General features: G+C 71.1%; 16 protein-coding genes and 2 tRNA genes. 5 read left to right on the forward strand and 13 right to left on the reverse strand.

Annotation, left to right across the window (positions count from 1 at the left end; translation table 11 throughout):
* Nucleotides 1-73 (reverse strand) — tRNA-Ala (locus RI578_RS20215).
* Between the two features lie 179 nt (nt 74-252).
* Between RI578_RS20215 and RI578_RS20220 the strand changes: the two genes are divergently transcribed.
* Complete coding sequence (locus RI578_RS20220) at nt 253-801, forward strand: DNA-binding protein (protein ID WP_210959983.1); 549 nt, start codon at nt 253-255, stop codon at nt 799-801.
* An 87-nt stretch (nt 802-888) separates the two neighbouring features.
* Nucleotides 889-2,403 carry a protein kinase domain-containing protein gene (locus RI578_RS20225; protein WP_310872380.1) on the forward strand — a complete coding sequence of 505 codons (1,515 nt, stop codon included), beginning with the start codon at nt 889-891 and terminating at the stop codon, nt 2,401-2,403.
* Nucleotides 2,404-2,417: 14 nt separating this feature from the next.
* Here RI578_RS20225 and RI578_RS20230 read toward each other — a convergent pair whose 3' ends face one another.
* Together RI578_RS20230 and RI578_RS20235 are read right to left on the reverse strand one after the other, a co-directional pair.
* Nucleotides 2,418-3,821, reverse strand: a complete 1,404-nt coding sequence (locus RI578_RS20230; protein ID WP_399060805.1) for a hypothetical protein — start codon at nt 3,819-3,821, stop codon at nt 2,418-2,420.
* Nucleotides 3,822-4,032: 211 nt separating this feature from the next.
* On the reverse strand, nt 4,033-4,161 hold the full coding sequence (locus RI578_RS20235; RefSeq protein ID WP_003999697.1) for a DLW-39 family protein: 129 nt from the start codon (nt 4,159-4,161) through the stop codon (nt 4,033-4,035).
* A gap of 338 nt (nt 4,162-4,499) precedes the next feature.
* Between RI578_RS20235 and RI578_RS20240 the strand changes: the two genes are divergently transcribed.
* Nucleotides 4,500-4,874 carry a DUF6344 domain-containing protein gene (locus tag RI578_RS20240; protein ID WP_310872382.1) on the forward strand — a complete coding sequence of 125 codons (375 nt, stop codon included), beginning with the start codon at nt 4,500-4,502 and terminating at the stop codon, nt 4,872-4,874.
* Nucleotides 4,875-5,141: 267 nt separating this feature from the next.
* A complete protein-coding gene (locus RI578_RS20245) occupies nt 5,142-5,909 on the forward strand; it encodes a glycosyltransferase family 2 protein (protein WP_310875814.1) in 768 nt (255 codons plus the stop codon).
* Between the two features lie 139 nt (nt 5,910-6,048).
* Here the strand turns inward: RI578_RS20245 and RI578_RS20250 are convergent, their stop codons facing one another.
* Both RI578_RS20250 and RI578_RS20255 read right to left on the reverse strand, forming a co-directional pair.
* Nucleotides 6,049-6,966 (reverse strand): FkbM family methyltransferase, encoded by a 918-nt coding sequence (locus RI578_RS20250; protein ID WP_310872383.1) that lies wholly within the window; start codon nt 6,964-6,966, stop codon nt 6,049-6,051.
* Nucleotides 6,967-6,986: 20 nt separating this feature from the next.
* Nucleotides 6,987-7,181 carry a ferredoxin gene (locus RI578_RS20255; protein ID WP_310872384.1) on the reverse strand — a complete coding sequence of 65 codons (195 nt, stop codon included), beginning with the start codon at nt 7,179-7,181 and terminating at the stop codon, nt 6,987-6,989.
* 415 nt (nt 7,182-7,596) lie between these two features.
* On the opposite strand from RI578_RS20255, the gene RI578_RS20260 reads away from it, so the two are divergent.
* Nucleotides 7,597-11,670: an AAA family ATPase gene (locus tag RI578_RS20260; RefSeq protein WP_310872385.1), complete on the forward strand. Its 4,074-nt coding sequence runs from the start codon at nt 7,597-7,599 to the stop codon at nt 11,668-11,670.
* Nucleotides 11,671-11,839: 169 nt separating this feature from the next.
* On the opposite strand, the gene RI578_RS20265 is transcribed toward RI578_RS20260, so the two are convergent.
* The 8 genes from RI578_RS20265 to dnaN form a co-directional block, all read right to left on the reverse strand.
* Nucleotides 11,840-11,916: transfer RNA gene (locus RI578_RS20265), tRNA-Ile, on the reverse strand.
* A gap of 100 nt (nt 11,917-12,016) precedes the next feature.
* Nucleotides 12,017-12,745, reverse strand: a complete 729-nt coding sequence (locus RI578_RS20270; protein WP_310872386.1) for a DUF3566 domain-containing protein — start codon at nt 12,743-12,745, stop codon at nt 12,017-12,019.
* A gap of 18 nt (nt 12,746-12,763) precedes the next feature.
* Nucleotides 12,764-15,358 (reverse strand): DNA gyrase subunit A, encoded by a 2,595-nt coding sequence (gene gyrA, locus RI578_RS20275; protein WP_310872387.1) that lies wholly within the window; start codon nt 15,356-15,358, stop codon nt 12,764-12,766.
* 42 nt (nt 15,359-15,400) lie between these two features.
* The gene (gene gyrB / locus RI578_RS20280) at nt 15,401-17,461 is read right to left on the reverse strand and encodes a DNA topoisomerase (ATP-hydrolyzing) subunit B (RefSeq protein WP_310872388.1); all 2,061 of its coding nucleotides are present in this window, start codon (nt 17,459-17,461) and stop codon (nt 15,401-15,403) included.
* Nucleotides 17,462-17,973: 512 nt separating this feature from the next.
* A complete protein-coding gene (locus tag RI578_RS20285) occupies nt 17,974-18,546 on the reverse strand; it encodes a DUF721 domain-containing protein (protein ID WP_310872389.1) in 573 nt (190 codons plus the stop codon).
* Entirely contained in the window at nt 18,543-19,664 is a 1,122-nt protein-coding gene (recF, locus tag RI578_RS20290) for a DNA replication/repair protein RecF (protein ID WP_310872390.1), read from the reverse strand. The genes RI578_RS20285 and recF overlap by 4 nt, the downstream gene beginning before the upstream one ends.
* Nucleotides 19,665-19,729: 65 nt before the next feature.
* The gene (gene gnd / locus RI578_RS20295) at nt 19,730-20,605 is read right to left on the reverse strand and encodes a phosphogluconate dehydrogenase (NAD(+)-dependent, decarboxylating) (protein ID WP_310872391.1); all 876 of its coding nucleotides are present in this window, start codon (nt 20,603-20,605) and stop codon (nt 19,730-19,732) included.
* 207 nt (nt 20,606-20,812) lie between these two features.
* A complete protein-coding gene (gene dnaN, locus RI578_RS20300; protein WP_121748020.1) occupies nt 20,813-21,943 on the reverse strand; it encodes a DNA polymerase III subunit beta in 1,131 nt (376 codons plus the stop codon).
* Nucleotides 21,944-22,531 lie beyond the last annotated feature (588 nt).

Raw genomic sequence — 22,531 nt, forward strand, 5'->3', positions numbered from 1 at the left:
TGGAGCCTAGGAGAGTCGAACCCCTGACATCTGCCATGCAAAGACAGCGCTCTACCAACTGAGCTAAGGCCCCGAAGGAGGCGTCCGGCCGGGAAACGTCGTGCCGGCGGGGCGCCGCAGACAAGAGTACCGGGTCGCCCCCCGTATCTCACAAATGATTGGGGGTCCCGGTGAAACACCACGCTCCGTAAGATGCTCGGCGTGGTTCGCTGGAGCGAACTGCGGTTTTTGGGGAAGCGATGGGGAGACGCAATGGACGCCGCACAGCAGGAAGCCACCGCAAGAGCGCGGGAACTGCAGCGGAACTGGTATGGGGAGCCGCTGGGGGCGCTCTTCCGCAGGCTGATCGACGATCTTGGTCTCAACCAGGCTCGTCTCGCGGGGGTGCTGGGGCTGTCCGCACCGATGCTGTCGCAGCTGATGAGCGGCCAGCGGGCGAAGATCGGCAATCCCGCGGTGGTTCAGCGGGTGCAGCTGCTGCAGGACCTGGCGGGGCAGGTGGCGGACGGCAGCGTCAGCGCGGCCGAGGCGACTGAGCGCATGGACGAGATCAAGAAGTCTCAGGGGGGCTCGGTGCTCAACAACACCACCACGACCACGAGCAGTTCGGGAGCGCCCACGGTCAAGCGGGTGGTCCGCGAGATCCAGTCGCTGCTGCGCTCGGTGGCGGCCGCCGGGGACATCATCGACGCGGCGGACGCCCTGTCCGGCTCCCACCCGGAGCTGGCGGAGTTCCTGCGGGTGTACGGCGCGGGCCGCACCTCGGACGCGGTGGCGCACTACCAGTCCCACCAGAACTGACCCCGGGGCCCGGTCGCCGGAAGGGGGTACGGCGGCCGGGCCGCGGGAGTGGCGTGGCAGGTCCCAGGGGAGGAGCGGCGCACAGCCATGGGTGAGGTCTTCGCGGGCCGGTACGAGCTGGTCGACCCGATCGGCCGGGGCGGGGTCGGTGCCGTCTGGCGTGCCTGGGACCACCGCCGCCGACGGTACGTGGCCGCCAAGGTGCTCCAACAGCGGGACGCGCACTCGCTGCTGCGGTTCGTGCGCGAACAGGCGATGCGGATCGATCATCCCCATGTGCTCGCGCCCGCGAGCTGGGCCGCCGACGACGACAAGGTCCTGTTCACCATGGACCTGGTCACGGGCGGTTCGCTCGTCCACCTGGTCGGGGACTACGGCCCCCTGCCGCCCGCCTTCGTCTGCACCCTCCTCGACCAGCTCCTCGCGGGCCTGGCTGCGGTGCACGCGGAGGACGTCGTGCACCGTGACATCAAGCCCGCCAACCTGCTGCTCGAAGCGACGGGGACGGGCCGGCCCCGGTTGCGGCTGTCCGACTTCGGCATCGCGATGCGGCTGGGCGAGCCCCGGCTGACGGAGACCAACCTCGTGGTGGGGACGCCGGGTTACCTCGCGCCGGAACAGATGATGGGCGCGGAGCCGGACTTCCCGGCCGACCTGTTCGCCGTGGGCCTGGTCGCCCTGTACCTGCTGGAGGGGGCGAAGCCGGACGCCAAGGCGCTGGTGCAGTACTTCGCCGAGCACGGGACGCCGCCCGCGCCGCAGGGGATTCCCGAGCCGCTCTGGCAGGTCGTGGCGACGCTGGTGCAGCCGGACCCACCGGCGAGGTTCCGCACCGCCACGGGGGCGCGCAAGGCGCTGGCCGCGGCGGCGGAGCTGCTGCCGGAGCCGGGACCCGACGACGAGCTGATCGAGATCTTCGACCAAGTCGGCCCGCTGCCCACGGGGTTCGGGCCCGACGGGCCACTCAGGCGGGCCTCGGGCGTGGACGCCGCCCCGACGGACCCACGGCGGCCGCTCGGCTCGGGATCGGGGCCGGATCCGGACCCGGATGTTACGCCGTCGACTCTGGGACGTACGCCGTCGGCCCTGGACCGTATGCCGTCGGCCCCGGACGGCGTGGGGGTCCCGGACGGCATGGGGATCCCGGACCATACGTCGTCCAGCCCGGACGGCATCGCGGTCCCGGACGGCACGCCGTCGGCGGCGCCTCACGGGCCCGCCCGGCCGCCCGCCATGTCGGAGACCGGCAGTTTCCATCTGCCGCCCCCGCAGCCGACCGTCACCTCCTCGCCCGCGCCCGGTCCCCAGCAGGCGCACGCACGGACACCGGACTTCCCGGGCAGCCCGCAGTACCGGCCCCCGTACGCGCCTCCGCTCCCCGCCCAGGCACTGGCACCGTCCCCGGAGCCGCGAGCCGACGTCCCCACCGCCTCGTACACCGCCCGGAGCCCGCAGTCGCGCCCTCCTGCCCAGGCGTATCCGCAGCACCGCGCGGCACGGCGGCGGCGCCGTCCCGGACCTCCGGCCAGGGTGGCCGTTCCGCTGCTGCTTCTCGCGCTGGCCTGCTACGCCGTGGGCTTCTGGGCCCTGACCCGGATCTGAGCCGGGGGCCTCGCCTAGGCCCTTCCCCGCCCGCGCCGCGCCGCCGCCGTCCACACCCCCAGGCCCACGAGCAACAGGCTGCCGGTGCCGATACCGCCCACGGCGACCGCCTTCATGGCGAGGTCGTCGCCCCCACCGCCGCCCTCCGGAGCGGCCCCACGGTCCTGTGCCGAGACCTCGAAGACGCCCTTCGGCTCGGACTCCCCCGCGTACTCCGGGCCGGTCCGCGCCGCTCCCCCGAGCCGTACGCGCAGCGTCAGCCCGAAGGGGCCGTCGCCGAAGTCGTCGGCCACCTGTGCCGCGAGGTGCACCACGAGGTAGTAGGAGCCGGCGAACCGCATCGCGCCGGCCTGTGCGTCGGTGGCGTACCGGTTGGCGTAGGCCACCGGCGGCAGGGGAGTGAGAGCGACCGACGTCGGGCGGCCGGTGTACCCCCTCGCGGCGTCGTCGACCTCGCCGCGCGCGGGGTTGTGGAGGGCCAGGTGCAGGGCGCTGGTGGCGTAGCCGGAGCCGTCGCCGGAGCTGCCGAGTTCGGCGGTCGCGGACAACTGGCGGCCCCAGTCGACCGGCACCTTGTAGAAGAGGGTCTGTCCGGGCCGGATGCCGTCCCGCCAGACTCCCTGCCCGACGGGGGTGGCGTGGGCGAAGCCGCTGCCGCCCGGGCGCCGTTCGGGCTCTCCGGCGAGGGGAGCGGGGGAGGCGGAGTCCCAGGCGTCGGGCGCCGTGGTCGCGCCGGTCCGTACCGGGCGCGGTTCGGTGACGGCGGTGAGCTCCAGGTCCCAGGCCCCCGGCGGGGAGTCCTGGGGCCGGGACCGCTCTACCGCGACGTAGTAGGTGCCGGGGTCCTGGCACCGGGTCTCGCCGGGGGCGATCTCGCGCATGCCCCGGGCCGTGACGGGGCGGGGGCTGCGGGCGGCGCCGAAGGTGGCGCTGTCGGACGAGCAGGAGCCGCCCTCGGCGTCCTGCACGGAGACCCGGATGCCGTCGACGGCGGTGACCTCGCCGGCGTCGGGGCCGGGTGCGGCGGTGACGGAGACGTAGGCGTCCGACGCCGCGTCGAGTTCGAGGCGGTAGTAGAGGGTGCCGCTTCTCGGCAGGGAACTGCGGTACGTGGCGCCGGGTTCCAGGCGTACGGCGTCCGAGGTGCCGCTCGCGCCCTCGATCCGCCGGGCGTCCTCGGCGAAGGCGTAGCCGGCTGGCGTACCCGCCGCGAGCGAGGCACCGGCGGGCAGGGCGGCCGTCGTGGCCAGCACGACGGTCATGACCGCCAGCCGCACGGGCGTACGCGGCCGGTCAGGCCCTGATCCGGCACGCCCCGCAAGTCCCGCAAGTCCCGCACGCCCCGCAAGTCCCGCAAGCCCAGATCCGCCACGCTCCACCCCGACGCCGCCCCGCCGAGCCGTACCCCACCGCCCCATCACCCGCCACCCCTCGCGCTCACCGGCGCTGTTGCCGCCACCCGGACCGGACCGTGGCCCATCCTGCCGCGCGACCCCGCGCTTCCGCGCCCCCGCACGGAATCCCGGCAGCGGGATCCGGGCAACGACATCCGGGCAACGGCGTCCGAGCAACACAAAACCCCGACCGTATGACGGCCGGGGTCTGCTCAGGACCGGATGTCGGTCGTACTCACGAACCCGTGGGCACGGAGTCAGTCGCCTCCGTCCACAGATCCTGCTCGGCGCGATCCGCCTGGATCTGGCGGTACACGAGGAGCCCGCCGATGGCGGCCAGTGCGACCAGGAGAAGCTTCTTCACCGCGCTACCTCGTCTTTCCTTGACGTAGGGGACCTCTGGCGCCCGACTATACACACCGGCCGATACCGATCGGTGACCTGCGTCGGCGGCCAACTGCCCGCCGTCCGAGCCCAATAAGCGCGGACGAAGCCGTTCCGATCGAAGGGTGATCACACCCTCACAGAACGCGACTTTTGCCCGCCTCCCTCCCGTCTGGGAACCCTTTCCCACCCCTTGCGGCCATACGGGTGGTGTTCATCTGAACATCGACGCGCCACGGGCGTCGGTCCACCACTTCGCGGCCCACATACACATGATGAGGAAAGTACGCAAATCGCCCAACCCGAAAGTGAGGGGTTATGGCCCGGAACAAGGTCATGACGCTGTGGACCACCATCGTCACCGCCTTCCTCGCGCTGTGCACGGCGCTCGGACTCATCACGACGACCGCCTCCGCGGCCGTACCGCAGACCGGAACGCACAGCAACACCGAGAGCACCTCCCCCGAGGCGGCACCCGCGGCGGCGGCACCCTGGTCCTGGTCACGTACCGGCTCCCTGCCCCCCACGATGAAACAGCGCATCCGCGCCGAGGCCCACGGCAAGGCCCCCACCTGCCGCCACCGCCCGACCGCCGACGCCACCGCGACGTCCACCGACCTCCTGTGCGACGACACCGCGGAGGTCCCGGCCCGGCACACCACCGCCCAGCACACCGAGCCGCTGCAACGCTGAGGGGCCCGACGAGCGCACGGCACCCGCCGCGGCGCCCGCACCGCCCGAACCCGACGTCACGGCGATCTGCGTACAGCACCGCACGCGAGAAACGGCCCGGCCGCTCGACAGAGCAGCCGGGCCGCCGCCGTGTACGGGGTCACCCGACCCAACTCATCAAGGCCTCTTCAGGAGTGGCTAGGCTGAAGCCGCATCACAACGGACAGGAACCGGTGAGTACCAGTGCCGAAGGCGTACGAAGTGATCGCGGACGACCTGAATGCGGCCGTGAACCGGCGCGTCGTCATCGTCACGGCCGTCCACGGCCCCTCGGCGCACTTCCTGCCGGAGGCCTACGCGTCCCTGTGCGCGCAGGAGTTGCCCGCCGACTGGGAGTGGCGCTGGGTGATCCAGGAGGACGGGCGGACGGACGACGTCCGCCCGCACGTGCCCGACGACCCGCGCGTCGTCTTCCGGCAGGGACGGCCGGGACAGCGGGGCGGCCCGGGTGTGGCCCGCACCATGGCCCTGTCCCACGCCGACGGCGAGTACGTGAAGACCCTGGACGCCGACGACCTGCTCCCGCCGGGAACCCTGGCCCGCGACCTGGCCGCCCTGGAGGCCGACCCGGCGCTCGGGTGGGCGACGTCGCGCGCCCTGGACCTGCTGCCCGACGGTTCGACGGCCGGTTTCCCGGGTGATCCGGACCACGGGCCGATCGAGCGCGGAGCGGTGCTCGACCACTGGAAGGCGAACGATTACCGCGCCCAGGTCCACCCGGCGACGCTCCTGGTACGGCGCGAACTGCTGCTCGCGCTCGGCGGCTGGATGGCCCTGCCGGCGTCCGAGGACACCGGCCTGCTGCTGGCGCTCAACTGCGTGAGCCGGGGGTGGTTCTCCGAAGAGGTGGGCCTGCTCTACCGCAAGTGGGAGGGCCAGGTGACCGGGCAGGCGGCCCATGTGGACCCCGCCGAACGCGAAGCCCGGATGGCGGTCGTGGAGGCCAGGGCGCGGGCGCTGGCGTCCTTCGGGTGGCGTTTTCCGGCGGGTGCCTGAGACTCGCGGCCCCCGCACGTGAACCGGACGGGACGGCGCCGCGACGGCCGAGGGCTGTCGGGGCGGCGCCGGAACCGTCGGGGCGGTGCGGAACCGTCGGGGCGGTGCGGAACCGTCGAGGCGGTGCGGAACCGTCAGGTCAGGGGAGCGTCTCCGCATCGACCCGGGAAAAGATCAGATCGCTCTCCTCCACGACGGGCCCCCGCCACCGGACCGGCACGCCGGGCTCACCGCCCAGCGCCCGGGGATAGCTCTCGGGCGCGTAGTCGTTGGCCAGCCGGTAGACGTGGAAACCCGCGTCGCGCATCACCGCCAGCAGTTCGCCGATGGAGTCCCCGAGCCGGGCCATGCGCTCGGGCGTCACCTCGACACTGATCTCCGCGTCGGGCCGCAGGCTGCCCAGCATCGGCGCCAGCCCTCGGACGACGCTCCCCTCCGCGCCCTCGACATCGATCTTGATCACCCGGGCGTTCGCGATCTCCGCCGGATCGAGGAGTTCCGGCAGCGGCCGCGCCTCGATCTCGAAGGTGGACTCCGCCGGACCGTCGTACGGGACGATGCTGTTCGCGCCCATGTTGTGTGAGCTGGCGAGGACGAAGGTCAGGGTCTTGTGGCCGTCCGAGACGGCGGCGTTGAGGGCGCGGATGTTCCCGCGGGCGTTGAGCCGGCCGTGCCGCACCAGCCGGCGGTGGAAGACGGGGGAGGCCTCGATCGCGACGACACTGCCCTCGTCGCCGACGAGCCGCGACGCGAGAACGCTGAAGACACCGATGTTGGCCCCGACGTCGACGAAGCCGTCCCCCGGTCGCAGCCGGCGCCGCAGCCAGGCCGTCATGTGCGGCTCCCAGGTGCCGAACAGGTACAGGTACCGCTGGATCAGGTCCTGCGTGTCCACGGCGAACAGGTCGCCGGAGGGCACTGTGACGACTCGCCGGCGGGGATGCTCGCGCAGGTGGGGGTTGAGCCAGCGCGCGGCGAGCGCCGCCTTCCCGAACGTACCGGGGGCGGTCCGCACGTAACGGCTGCCGAGCGTGACCAGGACCTCGGACACGGGCATGCGCAGTCCTGCTCGGATGCTCAGCGCTCCCCCGTGATGGTGATCGCGGCGGAGGGGCACCCCTCGGCCGCTTCGCGCACCCGTGGCGCGTCGACGTCGTGCTCGCGGCCGGGTATCACGGCACCCAGGCCGTCGACCTTGGTGAAGACGGACGGGGCCCGGTGGACGCAGTCGCCGGAGCCGTAGCACTGCTCGGGGTCGACGGAGATCCTCATACACACTCCAGCGGCACTCGAATCGGAACCATCACGACGTGCCTGCCCGCACGTCGCCGCTCCGAACCCGCCCTGACCGCTGCCCGTCGGCATGGTTCGGCACCGGTCCCTCCCCTCGTGGGGACCGGAGCCGAGCCATGCCGACGGCGTGTGGTACGCGGTACCGGACCGGGTCGGGGAGGGCTGGGCCACCGAAAAAGCTGACCGAGAACGTTCGGCCGCACAGGGTGGCTCTCCGGGCGCTGGGCCGCTGACCTGTCCGGGTGTCGGGCGGGCGACTCGCCACTGCGACGTGATCCTGCCAGCTGAGGTCCCCGCCGGGGAGGTTTCGGTGCAGCGGCCATGACGTAGCCGCAGGTCAGGCGTATAGAGTGAGTTTTCCGGTCCGGACGTCCAGGTGCGGGGGAAGTAAGGAGTGGAGACCTTGAGTTTCGACTCAGGGGCACGCACGGCCTTCGCGGAACGTCTCGCTCTGCTGTACAGGGAGGCGGGCAACCCTCCCCTCAAACGCGTGTCCGAGGCGGTCGTCCGGCTCCAGCGGGTCGACGAACGAGGGCGGCCCGTACGGGTCTCCGCCCAGCGGATCAGCGACTGGCGGCGGGCCAAGAACGTACCCGCCCAGTTCCCCGCCCTCGCGGCGGTGCTGCATGTACTCATCCCCCTGGCGCGGCGCGCGCGACCCGCACCGGTGTCCGCTGGCCTGTACGACCTGACCCAGTGGCAGCGCCTGTGGGAGCGGGCGGTGGCCGACCCGACCGGCGAACGCCCCGCGCCGTCCGCGGCGGACGAGGAACACCCCCCGGCCGAGGCTGCCCCGGCCGTCCCCGGCGGCGTCTGCCCCTACCGCGGTCTGGCCGCGTACCGCCAGCAGGACGCCGACTGGTTCTTCGGGCGGGAGCGGAGCACGGACGCTCTCGTCGCCCAGCTCCGCGCGGCGGAGGGCACGGGCGGCCTGGTCATGCTCGTAGGCGCCTCCGGGGCGGGCAAGTCCTCCCTGCTGAACGCCGGCCTGGTGCCCGCCCTGCGCAAGGGCGCGCTGGGCGGCGGGGACGAAGGGGACGACGGGGGTGGCGGGGACGAAGGGTCCGGCCGGCCGAGGGAAGTACTCCAACTCGTACCGGGAGGCGATCCACTCGGAGAGCTGACCCGACTGATACCCGAACTCGCGCCCGTCGTAGCGCAACCGGACGCTGCGGACGCCCCGGACGCCCCGGAAACCGCGCGGGCGGCCAGGGACGCCTTCACGGCGTGGGCCCGCGGCAGGGCGGAGGCGGCGGCGGAGGCGGCCTCGCCAGTGGCAGGTCGTCCGGTCGTCATCGTGGACCAGTTCGAGGAGATCTTCACCCTCTGCGCCGACGATTCGGACCGGCGCGTGTTCGTCCAGCTCCTCCAGGCCGCCTGCGCGCCCGGCGGTCCGGGAGACCCGGCGCCCGTGCTCGTGGCCCTCGGCGTACGCGCGGACTTCTACGAGCAGTGCCTGCGCCATCCCGAGCTGGCCGACGCGCTGCAGCACCGGCACATGGTGCTGGGGCCGCTGACCACCGCGGAACTGCGCGAGGCGGTGAACGGCCCGGCCCGTGCCGTGGGCATGGAGCTCGAACCGGGCCTGGCGGAGCTGATCATCCGGGAGGTGAGCACCGGCGGCCCGCGCGGCGCTCACGACGCGGGCGTGCTGCCGCTCCTCTCCCACGCCCTGCTCGCCACCTGGCAGCGCCGCAAGGCGGGCCGGCTGACCCTGGCCGGGTACCGCGCGGCCGGCGGGATCCAGGGAGCGGTGGCGGCGACCGCCGAGCGGGCCTGGTCGGGCCTCGACCCGGCGGCGCGCACGGCCGCACGGCTGCTCCTGCTCAGGCTGGTCCGGGTGAGCGAGGACACCCAGGCCACCCGCAGGCGGGGCACCCGGCGCCGGCTGGCGCAGGAGTCGAGGGACCCCGGCAAGACGGAGGAGTCGCTCGAAGCACTGGTGCGTGCCCGGCTGGTGACGCTCGACGCTGAGACCGTGGAGATCACCCATGAGGCGCTGCTCCACGCCTGGCCGCGCCTGCGCGACTGGATCGACGAGGACCGCACCGGCAACCTGCTGCGCCAGCGGCTGGAGGAGGACGGCCGGGCCTGGGAGGAGTCGGACCGCGACGCTTCCCTCCTTTACCGGGGTTCCCGGCTGGAGCGGGCCCGCGGCTGGGCGGAGTCGGCCGACGGCACCTTTCTGACCCGGAGCGCGGTGGACTTCCTGGCCGCCGCGGTCAGGCTGCGCAAACGCTCCGTCCTGATCAGTCGAGCCGCGGTGTCGGCACTGGTCGTCCTGGCGATCCTGGCGGTCGGTTCGGCGGTGGTCGCCTGGCAGCAGCGCAACGACGCGGTGTTCGAGCAGGTGGTGGCCGAGGCGGACCGGGTCCAGTACACGGACCCGTCGCTGTCGGCCCAGCTCGACCTGGCGGCGCACCGCCTGCGGCCGGACGACGAGGACGTGCGGAACCGGCTGATCTCGATCGTGAACGCGCCCCTGGCCACACCGCTCCTCGGGCACACGGGCGCCGTCTACCTCACCTCCTTCAGCCCGGACGGGCGGACCCTGGCGACGGCGAGCTACGACCGGACGGTGCGGCTGTGGGACGTGTCGGACCCCGCGCGTCCCGAACCGCTGGGCAAGCCGCTCACCGGCCACACGAGCTGGGTCAGCTCCGCGGTGTTCAGCCCGGACGGCCGCACCCTGGCCGGCGCCTCGGACGACGGCACGATCCGGCTCTGGGACATCAGCGACCTCAGCCGCCCGCGCCCGCTCGGTGCCCCCCTGACCGGTCACGGCGGCACCGTCTACCTGCTCGCGTTCAGCCCGGACGGCCGCACGCTGGCCTCCGCCCACGACGACCACGCCGTGCGGCTGTGGAACGTGGCCGACCCGCGCCGGCCGAAGGCGCTGGACACCTTGACGGGCCCCACTGCGGCGGTGCGCTCGGTGGCGTTCAGTCCCGACGGCCGGACGCTGGCGGCAGGCGGCGACGACGAGACGGTCCGGCTCTGGAACGTCACCGACCCGGACGCCGCGACGCCGGTCGGCGAACCGCTGGCCGGTCACACCGGGCTGGTGCACTCCGTGGCCTTCAGCCCCGACGGCCGCACGCTGGCCAGTGGCAGCGCGGACGACACCGTACGGCTGTGGGACGTGGCCGATCCACGCGACGCGGCACGGATCGGCTCGCCGCTGACCGGCCACACCGGGCCCATATGGTCCGTGGCCTTCAGCCCCGACGGGGACATGCTCGCCGCGAGCAGCGCGGACAGCACGGCGAGCCTGTGGAACGTCAGCGACCCGGCCTACCCGTCCCAGATCGGCATGCCCCTCGCGGGAAGCAGCGGAGAGATGTACGCCCTCGGCTTCAGCCCTGACGGCCGCACGCTCGCCACCGGCAGCGGGGACAGCAAGGTCCGCCTGTGGTCGCTGCCGACGTCGGACATGATCGGCCGCAACGGAGCGTTCCGCCCGGACGGTCACGTACTGGCCACCGCGGCGCGCGACGGCCGGGTCCGGCTGTGGAACGTGACGAACCCCGGCCGGCCCGTGTCACTGGGCGAACCCTTCCGCCCGGCGGAGGGCGACGTGCGCTCCCTCGTGTTCTCCCCGGACGGCGACACCCTCGCGGTGCTGACGGGAAGCAGCGCGGTACAGCTGTGGGACGTCACGGACCCGACCCGGCCCACCGCCCACGGCCCACCCGTGGTGCTGCGCACCCGCTACGCCGGCCCCGACGCCCTGGCGTTCAGCCCGGACGGCCGCACGCTGGCCACGGCCTACGACGACCGCACCGTCCAGCTGTGGAACGCCGACGACCCGTCCCGCCCCCGCCCGCTCGGCGAGCCGCTCACCGGCCACACGGGATACGTCAACACCCTCGCCTTCAGCCCGGACGGCCGCACGCTGGCCAGCGGCAGCGCGGACGACACCGTACGGCTCTGGGACGTCCGCGACCCCCGCCACGCCGCCCGGCTCGGCGCCCCCCGTACGGGACACCTCGGCCCCGTCAACGCGCTGGCCTACAGCCCGGACGGCCATACGCTGGCCAGCGGCAGCGACGACGGCACGGTCCGGCTCTGGAACGTCACCGATCCCCGCGAAGCGGCCCCGGCGGACTCCACGCTCGCCGGCCACACCGACTCGGTGGTGTCGCTGACGTTCAGCCGGGACGGCGACACCCTGTCCAGTGGCGCCAACGACAACACGGTCCGGCTCTGGGACGTCCACGCCCCGGCCGGGGCCGCCCCCATCGGGGAGTCGATGAGCCCCAACGCCAAGACGGGCGGCTTCCTGTCCTTCAGCCCCGTCAGCCACATGCTGGGGGTGTCCAGCGGCACGGACACCGTACGGCTGTGGAACCTCGATGTGGACGACGCCATCGACCGCATCTGCTCGGCCACCCGCGGCGTGCTGACCGAGGAGAAATGGCACGAGTACCTGCCGCGCCTCTCGTACGAGCGCCCGTGCGATGAGTGAATGTCTCCCGCCACGCACCCGGCCTTGTTAGCCTTGGCCACAGCCCGACCGCTGGCGCATCCCCCGTCGCCAGCGGTCGGGCGTTGATGTAACCGGAGACACCGGAGATGCCGAAGACACCCAGAGACGCAAAAGACCCCCAGCCGCTACCGACTGGGGGTCTTCTCGCTGGTGGGGCTAACAGGATTTGAACCTGTGGCCTCATCCTTATCAGGGATGCGCTCTAACCAACTGAGCTATAGCCCCGCCGCGCTCTGCGGTGTATGTCCCGCGCGCTGACTCCTGAAGATTAGCGCACGAGGCGGGCAGTCCCAAAATCGGTTGTCGCGAGACCGGCGAGCGACGATCACTCGTCCTCGGCGAGCGTCAGTTCCACGCCGCCGACGAAGCCGGCGGACAGGTTGTAGATGAACGCGCCGAGCGTGGCCAGCGCCGTCGCGAGGACGACGTCGACGACCGCGATGACCGTCGCGAACAGCAGGACGTTGGGCAGCGACAGGAACGACTGCAGGTCGAAGCCGTTGGACTCGTTCGAGCCGGTCGCCTCGGAGATCGTGCCGCCGACGGTCGAGAAGACGCCCATGGCGTCCATGACCATCCACAGCACGGCGGAAGCGACGATCGTGCAGATGCCGAGCGCGATGGAGAGCAGGAAGCTGACCTTCATCACCGACCACGGGTCGGCCTTCGCCACGCGCAGGCGTGCCTTGCGGACGCGGGGCGTGGTGCGGGCGCCGGTACGCGGGCGGCGCACGGCGGCGGCCGCGTTGCCGCCCTGGGTCTGATAGGCCTGCGGCGGGTGGTACGGCCCGCCGGGCTGCTGGGGCTGCCGTTCTCCCGGCAGCGGCGAGGCCGCCTGCTGTGTCTGCTGGCCTCGGGTGTCCGTCACAGTTCCCCCCTGGGATCCATGCGTCTTGGACGAGCTCGCCGAGCGGGAGTCGGTCGCGTCGTCGTCGATCTTGCGCAGTTGAGTCGTGTGCGAATCCGTCGCACGCGCGGCGGAGCCACGGCCGCCGCCGTCCGTTTCCGTACCCCTGGAGGTACCGGCCGACCCGGCGCCCGTGGCTCCGCTCACGATGACTCTCTCCTCGTGCTACTCGGCCGAGGGCGCCTCACCCTCGTCCGTGCCGGTGGTCGCGGCACCTTCGGCGGTCTCGTCGACGACCACATCGCCGTCGACCTCCTCCGCCTCGCGTCCCGCCTCGGCGTTGCGTGCGATGCCGACGACGGCATCGCGCTTGCCCAGATTGATCAGTTGGACGCCCATGGTGTCACGGCCCGTCTCCCTGACCCCGCTGACTCGCGTACGAATCACACCGCCCGAGAGTGTGATGGCGAGGATCTCGTCGTGCTCCTCGACCACCAGCGCGCCCACGAGCGATCCACGGTCCTCGACGATCTTGGCAGCCTTGATGCCGAGGCCGCCGCGGCCCTGGACGCGGTACTCGTCGACAGAGGTCCGCTTCGCGTACCCGCCGTCGGTGGCAGTGAACACGAACGTACCGGCTCGAACAACATTCATCGAGAGCAGCTGGTCCCCTTCGCGGAAACTCATGCCCTTCACGCCCGAGGTGGCACGCCCCATGGGCCGCAGCGTGTCGTCCGAGGCGGTGAACCTGATCGACTGTGCCTTCTTGCTGATCAGCAGCAGATCGTCGTCGGCCGAGACCAGTTCGGCTCCGATCAGCTCGTCGTCGGAACCGTCCGCCTGCTCGCGCAGGTTGATGGCGATCACGCCGCCCGAGCGCGGCGAGTCGTAGTCCTTCAGCGGCGTCTTCTTCACCAGGCCCGCCTTGGTCGCCAGGACCAGGTAGGGCACCGCCTCGTAGTCGCGGATCGCGCGGATCTGGGCGATCGACTCGTCCGGCTGGAAGGCCAGCAGGTTCGCCACGTGCTGGCCGCGCGCGTCCCGGCCGGCGTCGGGCAGCTCGTACGCCTTCGCCCGGTAGACCCGGCCCTTGTTGGTGAAGAACAGCAGCCAGTGGTGGGTGGTGGACACGAAGAAGTGGTTGACGATGTCGTCTTCCTTGAGCTTCGTGCCGCGTACGCCCTTGCCGCCGCGCTTCTGGGCCCGGTAGTCGTCGGTCTTGGTGCGCTTGATGTAGCCGCCCCGCGTGACCGTGACGACGATGTCCTCCTCGGCGATCAGGTCCTCGATGGACATGTCGCCCTCGTACGGGATCAGCTTGGTCTTGCGGTCGTCGCCGTACTTCTCGACGAGCGCGGTCAGCTCCTCGCCGACGATCGAGCGCTGGCGGGCCGGGGAGGAGAGGATCTCGTTGTACTCGGTGATCTTCGCCTGGAGCTCGTCGTGCTCCCGGACGATCTTCTGGCGCTCCAGGGCCGCGAGGCGGCGCAGCTGCATCTCCAGGATCGCGTTGGCCTGGATCTCGTCGATGGCGAGGAGGTCCATCAGGCCGCCGCGCGCGATCTCGACGGTGTCGCTGCGCCGGATCAGCGCGATGACCTCGTCGATGGCATCCAGGGCCTTGAGCAGGCCGCGCAGGATGTGCGCCCGCTCCTCGGCCTTGCGCAGGCGGAACTTCGTACGCCGGACGATGACCTCGATCTGGTGGTTCACCCAGTGGCGGATGAACGCGTCCAGGGAGAGGGTGCGCGGCACGCCGTCGACCAGGGCCAGCATGTTGGCGCTGAAGTTCGACTGCAGGTCGGTGTGCTTGTACAGGTTGTTCAGCACGACCTTGGCGACCGCGTCCCGCTTCAGCACGATGACCAGGCGCTGACCGGTGCGGGACGACGTCTCGTCGCGGACGTCCGCGATGCCGCCGATCTTGCCGTCCTTCACCAGGTCGGCGATCTTCTGCGCGAGGTTGTCGGGGTTGGTCTGGTACGGCAGCTCCGTGACCACCAGGCACTGGCGGTTCTGGATCTCCTCGACCTCGACGACCGCGCGCATGGTGATCGAGCCGCGCCCGGTGCGGTAGGCCTCCTCGATGCCCGTGCGGCCCACCACCAGCGCGCCGGTCGGGAAGTCGGGGCCCTTGATGCGCTCGATGAGCGCGTCCAGCAGCTCCTCGTGCGAGGCCTCGTAGTTCTCCAGGTACCACTGGGCGCCGGCCGCGACCTCGCGCAGGTTGTGCGGCGGGATGTTGGTCGCCATGCCGACCGCGATCCCGGCCGAGCCGTTGATCAGCAGGTTCGGGAAGCGGGCGGGCAGGACGGTCGGCTCCTGGGAGCGGCCGTCGTAGTTGTCCGTGAAGTCGACGGTCTCCTCGTCGATGTCACGGACCATCTCCATGGCCAGCGGCGCCATCTTGCACTCGGTGTACCGCATGGCCGCCGCCGGGTCGTTGCCCGGCGAGCCGAAGTTGCCGTTGGAGTCGACGAGCGGCATGCGCATCGACCACGGCTGGGCGAGGCGGACCAGGGCGTCGTAGATGGAGCTGTCGCCGTGCGGGTGGTAGTTGCCCATGACGTCGCCGACGACGCGGGCGCACTTGTAGAAGCCGCGCTCGGGGCGGTAGCCGCCGTCGTACATGGCGTACAGCACGCGGCGGTGCACGGGCTTGAGGCCGTCGCGGACGTCGGGCAGCGCACGCGAGACGATGACGGACATCGCGTAGTCGAGGTAGGAGCGCTGCATCTCCGTCTCGAGCCCGACGGGCTCGACACGCATCGCCAGGGCGTCACCCTCGGGCGTCGTCACAGGAGTGTTCTCGTCGGTCATTGCTGGTGAAGGTCCTTCCTGGTGCGGTCAGCTGAGACCGACTCAGATGTCGAGGAAGCGGACGTCCTTGGCGTTGCGCTGGATGAACGCGCGCCGGGCCTCGACGTCCTCGCCCATCAGCACCGAGAACAGGTCGTCGGCCTGCGCGGCGTCGTCGAGCGTGACCTGGCCGAGCACGCGGTGCTCCTGGTCCATGGTCGTGATGCGCAGCTCCTCGGCGTTCATCTCGCCGAGACCCTTGAAGCGCTGCACGGAGTCCTCGCGGATGCGCTTGCCGGCGTTGCGGCCCATCTCGATCAGCGCGTCGCGCTCGCGGTCCGAGTACGCGTACTCGAAGTCGTCCCGGCCCCACTTGATCTTGTAGAGCGGCGGGCGGGACAGGTACACGTGCCCGGCCTCGACCAGCGGCCGCATGAAGCGGAACAGGAAGGTCAGCAGCAGGGTGTTGATGTGCTGGCCGTCGACGTCGGCGTCCGCCATCAGGATGATCTTGTGATAGCGGAGCTTCTCGATGTCGAAGTCCTCGTGCACACCCGTGCCGAACGCGGAGATCATCGCCTGGATCTCCTGGTTCTGCAGGATCCGGTCGATGCGCGCCTTCTCGACGTTGAGGATCTTGCCGCGGATCGGGAGGATCGCCTGGTACTGCGGGTTCCGGCCGGACTTGGCGGAGCCGCCGGCGGAGTCGCCCTCGACGATGAAGATCTCGCACTTGATCGGGTCGTTCGACTGGCAGTCGGACAGCTTGCCCGGCAGCGACGCCGTCTCCAGCAGGCCCTTACGACGCGTCAGGTCACGGGCCTTGCGGGCCGCCACGCGCGCGGTGGCCGCCTGGATGCCCTTGCGGATGATGTCCGCCGCCTCGTTGGGATTGCGGTCGAGCCAGTCGGCCAGGTGCTCGTAGACCACCCGCTGGACGAAGGTCTTGACCTCCGTGTTGCCCAGCTTGGTCTTGGTCTGGCCCTCGAACTGCGGCTCGCCCAGCTTCACCGAGATGATCGCCGTCAGACCCTCGCGGATGTCGTCACCCGTGAGGTTGTCGTCCTTCTCGCGCAGCAGGCGCTTGTCGCGCGCGTACTTGTTGATGAGCGAGGTGAGCGCCGCACGGAAGCCCTCCTCGTGCGTACCGCCCTCGTGCGTGTGGATGATGTTGGCGAAGGAGTACACGCCCTCCGTGTAGCCGCCGTTCCACTGCATCGCGATCTCGAGGGACAGGCTCTTGTCCTTGTCCTCGGCCTCGAGGTCGATCACGGTGGGGTGCACCAGCTCTCCCTTGCGGGAGTTGAGGTACTTCACGAAGTCGACGATGCCGCCCTCGTAGTGGTACGAGACAGTCTTGACCTCGTGCTTCTCGTCCTCGCCCGCCTCGTCCGCGCCGGCGGTGGCCTTCGCCGACTCGCGCTCGTCGGTGAGGTTGATCCTCAGACCCTTGTTGAGGAAGGCCATCTCCTGGAAGCGCCGGGAGAGCGTCTCGAAGGAGTAGTCGGTGGTCTCGAAGATGTCACCGTCGGCCCAGAAGGTGACCGAGGTGCCGGTCTCCTCGGTGGCCTCGTGCCGGGCCAGCGGCGCCGTGGGGACGCCCAGCTTGTAGTCCTGCGTCCAGCGGTAGCCGTCGGTCCTGACCTCTACGGCGACCCTCGTGGAAAGGGCGTTGACGACGGAGACACCCACGCCGTGCAGACCGCCGGAGACCGCGTAACCGCCGCCGCCGAACTTGCCGCCCGCGTGCAGCACGGTCAGCACGACCTCGACGGCGGGCTTGCCCTCGGAGGGGACGATGCCCACCGGGATGCCACGGCCGTTGTCGACGACCCGGACACCGCCGTCGGCGAGGATGGTGACGTCGACGGTGTCCGCGTGGCCGGCCAGCGCCTCGTCGACGGAGTTGTCCACGACCTCCTGCACCAGGTGGTGCAGGCCACGTTCACCGGTCGAGCCGATGTACATGCCGGGTCGCTTGCGGACCGCGTCCAGACCCTCGAGGACGGTGATGGCACTGGCGTCGTACGAGGCGGGCGCCTCGGCGTTCGAGGTGCTCACCGCGTCGTTCACGCCGGTGTCGGTGGACGGGTTGTTCTCGTTGGGGTTGCCGGAATCGGCCACGAAGCGCCCTTTCTGGCACAGCACGAGCCGGGCTCGTCGGCGGGTTGCCGGAGCGGCTGCGGCATGTTGCGTTGGTAAGCCTTGATCAGCGTTGCTCAGCTAGTCCCGGACGGTCCCCACGTTCGGGGCGGGATTGTCTTCCATTCTACCGGTAGCACTGACACTGATGGGGGTTTGCCGGTACCTGAGTCCGCATGTGCCGCCCTGAACGAGGCTCGTCCGACTCCCGATATGGGGATGGGGGCCCCAAGAGGCTCACAACGGCACTCAGCGCTTCGAGGCGTCAACCCTTGGCTACTTGGGAGTCAGATCGGTATTCGCAACCGCGTGCGGTTGCGCGACGGAGGTCGCGGCGACGGTCCACACCCGCCGTCGCGGCCCAATTATGTGAGGTACATCACCCGTCTGTGACGGGGTGCCAGATCGCCCCCGGAACACCCACAGAGCGCCCGCAGGGGCGCCCGCGGAGCGACTCCAGAGCGACTCCGGATCGCTCGCCGAACGCCTGCGGCTCACCCGTAGGTGTCGCCCGGGCCCCGGCTGCCGGGCGCGCGCAGCGGCCCGTAACGACGACCGGGACCACCGGCACCGCCGGGCCCCAGCACCTTGATCACCCGCACCGACCCGTGCCCGAGATCCTCGTTCAGCCGGGCCACCAGCGTCGGGGCCAGCAACCGGAGATTCGTCGCCCACGCCGTCGAGTCACAGCGGACGACCAGCACCCGCTCGTCCTCGTCGTACCGCTCCGGCACACAGTGCTTCGCCACGTCCGCACCGACGATCTCCGGCCAGCGGCCCATCACCCCGCCCACCGCGGCCGGCGTCTCCCAGCCGCGCTCGGTGATCAGCCGGTTGATCGCCGAACCCAACGCCATCGGGTCGCGCCCGTCGGCACGCGCCCCGGAGCGCAGGCCCCCGCGCCGCGCCTGCTTCTTCTGCTGCGCGGCGTCCCCACGCGCGCGTGCCGCCTCCCGCGCCGCCCTGAGCGCCACCCGCGCGAGATCGACACCCGACGGTTCCGGGCCACCCTTGCTGTCGGTGCCCTCCTCGGGGGGCTTCCCGGGGACCGGCCCGTCCGCGCTCATACGCGCTCCACCGCGCCCTCGGCCACCGTGAACCGCGCGCCCGCCAGCACACCCGGAACATCGTCGTCGACCGCGGCCGTCACCAGCACCTGCTCACCGGGCGCCACCAGCTCGGCCAGCCGCTCCCGGCGCCGCGCGTCCAGCTCGGCGAAAACGTCGTCCAGGACGAGGACCGGCTCATTGCCCTCCGCCCTGAGAAGATCGAACGACGCCAGCCGCAGCGCCAGGGCGTAGGACCACGACTCGCCGTGGGACGCGTACCCCTTGGCGGGCAGCGAGCCGAGTTTGAGAAGCAGATCGTCCCGGTGCGGACCCACCAGGGTCACGCCCCGCTCGATCTCCTGCTTGCGGGCCTCGGCGAGCGCGGCCATCAGCTGCTCGAACAGGTCCTCGCGCGTGTGCGCCTCTCCGGGCGCCGACGGCTTGTACTCCAGGGCGACGGGGCCGCCCCCCGGCGCCAGCTGCTCGTACGCCTTGTCCGCCAGCGGCTGCACGGCGGCGATCAGGTCGAGGCGCTGAGCCAGCAGTTCGGCACCCGCGCGCGCGAGGTGCTGGTCCCAGACGTCGAGCGTGGACAGGTCCATCGTGCGGCCGCCGTGCCGACGCGCGAGCGCCGCCGACTTCAGCAGGGTGTTGCGCTGCTTGAGGACCCGGTCGTAGTCGGAGCGCACCCCGGCCATCCGCGGGGAGCGGGCGGTGATCAGCTCGTCCAGGAAGCGGCGCCGCTCACCGGGGTCGCCCTTCACCAGCGCGAGGTCCTCGGGCGCGAACAGCACGGTGCGCACGATGCCGAGCACGTCACGCGGCTTGACCTGCGTGGATCTGTTGATACGGGCACGGTTGGCGCGGCCCGGGTTCAGCTCCAGCTCGATCAGCTGCTGCCGCTCGCCCTGTCTGACCTGGGCGCGGATCACGGCGCGCTCGGCGCCCATGCGGACCAGGGGCGCGTCGGAGGAGACCCGGTGGCTGCCGAGCGTGGCGAGATAGCCGACCGCCTCGACGAGGTTCGTCTTGCCCTGCCCGTTCGGCCCGACGAAGGCGGTGACGCCCGGGTCCAGCGGGACCTCGACCCGGGCGTACGAACGGAAGTCGGCCAGCGACAGATGCGTGACGTGCATGGTCGTTTCGCCGACCTCCCCAACCTTCGGGTGCTGACCCTCCGGTGTTGACCTTCGGGTGTTGCTTACTTCTTCTCGACCGCGTGGCCGCCGAACTGATTGCGCAGTGCGGCGATCATCTTCATCTGCGGCGAGTCGTCCTGCCGGGACGCGAACCGCGCGAACAACGACGCCGTGATCGCCGGCAGCGGCACCGCGTTGTCGATCGCGGCCTCCACAGTCCAGCGTCCCTCACCGGAGTCCTGTGCATAACCTCGCAGGTCGCCCAGGTGCTCGTCCTCGTCGAGCGCGTTGACCGCCAGGTCCAGCAGCCAGGAACGGATCACCGTGCCCTCCTGCCAGGACCGGAAGACCTCGCGGACGTTCTCCACGGAGTCGACCTTCTCCAGCAGCTCCCAGCCCTCGGCGTAGGCCTGCATCATCGCGTACTCGATGCCGTTGTGGACCATCTTCGCGAAGTGGCCCGCGCCCACCTTGCCGGCGTGCACGGCGCCGAAGTCGCCCTCCGGCTTGAGTGCGTCGAAGACCGGCTGGACCCGGGCGACGTCGTCCGCGTCGCCGCCGTACATCAGCGCGTAACCGTTCTCCAGGCCCCACACGCCGCCGGAGACGCCGCAGTCGACGAAGCCTATGCCCTTGGCGGCCAGCTCCTCGGCGTGCTTCTCGTCGTCCGTCCAGCGGGAGTTGCCGCCGTCCACGACCACGTCACCGGGCTCCAGCAGCTCGCCGAGCCGGTCGACGGTGGCCTGGGTGGCCTCGCCGGCCGGGACCATGACCCAGACCACGCGCGGGGCGCTGAGCTTGCCCACAAGCTCTTCGAGGCTGTGGACATCGGCGAGGTCCGGATTGCGGTCGTATCCGACGACGGTGTGGCCCGCGCGGCGGATCCGCTCGCGCATGTTGCCGCCCATCTTGCCGAGGCCGACGAGACCGAGCTCCATCAGTTGTGTTCCTTAAGGTGTGCGAGGTGGCGGGACGGCACGTCCTGAACCGCCGGATGCGTGCCGCGGCACTTTCGTACCCACGTCCGAGCCTAAACCCGCAGGCCCGTGCACAGCTGTGGGCGTACGCGCTCAGACGTACGCCCTCACCTGCGGGTTTGTCCCCACCTTGTGGACCACTGCGCCGGGCCCCGGGGGGCCGACCGCTCAGCCGCTCAGCCGCACCGGCATGATCAGGTACTTGTAGGCCTCGTCGGCCTCGGCGTCCACCGCGGGCTTGCCGCTGAGCAGCGCCGGCTTCGTGGACGTCGTGAAGGACAGCTGCGCCACCGGCGAGTCGATCGCGCTCAGGCCGTCCAGCAGGAACGTCGGGTTGAAGGCGATCGAGATGTCGTCGCCCTCCAGCTGCGCGTCGACCCTTTCCACAGCCTGTGCGTCGTCGCTGGAACCGGCCTCCAGGATGAGCACGCCCTGCTCGAAGCTGAGCCGCACCGGGGTGTTGCGCTCGGCGACCAGGGCCACGCGCTTGACGGCCTCCACGAAGGGGGCGGTCTCGATCACGGCGACGCTGTTGAACTCCGTCGGGAAGAGGGTCTTGTACTTCGGGAGGTCGCCCTCCAGCAGACGGGTCGTCGTCCGGCGGCCCGCACCCTCGAAACCGATCAGGCCCTCGCCCGCGCCCGAGCCGGACAGCGCCAGGATGACCTGGTCGCCGCTGGTCAGCGCCTTGGCGGTGTCCTGGAGCGTCTTGGCGGGCACCAGGGCGACCGCGGAGACCTCGGGGTTCTCCGGCTTCCACAGGAACTCGCGGACCGCGAAGCGGTAGCGGTCGGTGGAGGCCAGCGTCACCGAGTCGCCCTCGATCTCGATGCGCACACCGGTGAGGACGGGCAGCGTGTCGTCGCGGCCGGCGGCGATGGCGACCTGCTGCACGGCCGAGGCGAAGACCTCGCCGGGGACCGTGCCGGTCGCCTCCGGCATCTGCGGCAGGGCCGGGTACTCCTCCACCGGCAGGGTGTGGAGGGTGAACCGCGAGGAGCCGCAGACCACCGTCGCCCGTACACCGTCTGTGGAAATCTCCACCGGCCGGTTGGGGAGGGCGCGGGAGATGTCGGCGAGCAGGCGGCCCGAGACGAGGACCGTGCCCTCCTCCTCGATCTCCGCCTCCACCGAGACCCTCGCGGAGACCTCGTAGTCGAAGCTGGACAGGCTCAGCTGCCCTTCCTCGGCCTTCAGCAGCAGGCCCGCGAGGACCGGCGCCGGCGGACGGGCCGGGAGGCTGCGAGCCGCCCAGGCCACTGCCTCCGCGAGTACGTCGCGTTCCACCCGGATCTTCACTGTTGCCGCCTCCTGCTGTTGCCGGCGCTGCTCGCCCTGCCTGGCCTTCGTCGTCTGGGTCGGTGTCGTCGGTCCCTGTGAGGGGCAGAACACCGGGGACCAGTCTGACGCACCCCACTGACAGTAGGTGCCGTTCGGGGTCAAGTCGCGACGAGGGGCGGTCGGGCTCGAGAGAGCGAGTTGTGCACAGGGCCCGCTTCGAAACGGATTCCGCACTCTCTCTAGTCGCTAGTAGTAGTAGGGCCTGTGGATACCGTGGATAACCTCGTTTGCCCAGGTCAGAGCAGGAATTTTGTCCACCGGCCCTGTGGGCGGAGCCGGTGGACAACCGGGCGTATCTGTGGAGAACAGAAAGTTCTGCACACTCCGTGCACAGGCAGAGGCGACTTCTCCCCAGAGCCGTCCCCAGGTTTACCCACGTTTCCCACAGCCCAACCAGGCACCTTGATGTGACGCCTTTCACTCGACGCGGTGACGGGGCGCGTCGCGTTGCCGAACAGTGGACAGCCATGTGGAGAAGCTGGGGATCGCTGGGGACAACGGGCCTCAGCCTGTGGGTCGCCCGTGGACAACTCGATGCACAGCCTG

The organism is Streptomyces sp. BB1-1-1 (assembly GCF_031597775.1).
GTDB classification, from domain to species: domain Bacteria; phylum Actinomycetota; class Actinomycetes; order Streptomycetales; family Streptomycetaceae; genus Streptomyces; species Streptomyces thinghirensis.

Bases quoted from the DNA above. Each gene is read 5' to 3' on its own strand.
- RI578_RS20220 (WP_210959983.1), top strand. From the start codon at position 253: ATGGACGCCGCACAGCAGGAAGCCACCGCAAGAGCGCGGGAACTGCAG.
- RI578_RS20225 (WP_310872380.1), top strand. From the start codon at position 889: ATGGGTGAGGTCTTCGCGGGCCGGTACGAGCTGGTCGACCCGATCGGC.
- RI578_RS20230 (WP_399060805.1), bottom strand. From the start codon at position 3,821: ATGGGGCGGTGGGGTACGGCTCGGCGGGGCGGCGTCGGGGTGGAGCGT.
- RI578_RS20240 (WP_310872382.1), top strand. From the start codon at position 4,500: ATGGCCCGGAACAAGGTCATGACGCTGTGGACCACCATCGTCACCGCC.
- RI578_RS20250 (WP_310872383.1), bottom strand. From the start codon at position 6,966: ATGCCCGTGTCCGAGGTCCTGGTCACGCTCGGCAGCCGTTACGTGCGG.
- RI578_RS20255 (WP_310872384.1), bottom strand. From the start codon at position 7,181: ATGAGGATCTCCGTCGACCCCGAGCAGTGCTACGGCTCCGGCGACTGC.
- gyrA (WP_310872387.1), bottom strand. From the start codon at position 15,358: ATGACCGACGAGAACACTCCTGTGACGACGCCCGAGGGTGACGCCCTG.
- RI578_RS20285 (WP_310872389.1), bottom strand. From the start codon at position 18,546: ATGAGCGCGGACGGGCCGGTCCCCGGGAAGCCCCCCGAGGAGGGCACC.
- recF (WP_310872390.1), bottom strand. From the start codon at position 19,664: ATGCACGTCACGCATCTGTCGCTGGCCGACTTCCGTTCGTACGCCCGG.
- gnd (WP_310872391.1), bottom strand. From the start codon at position 20,605: ATGGAGCTCGGTCTCGTCGGCCTCGGCAAGATGGGCGGCAACATGCGC.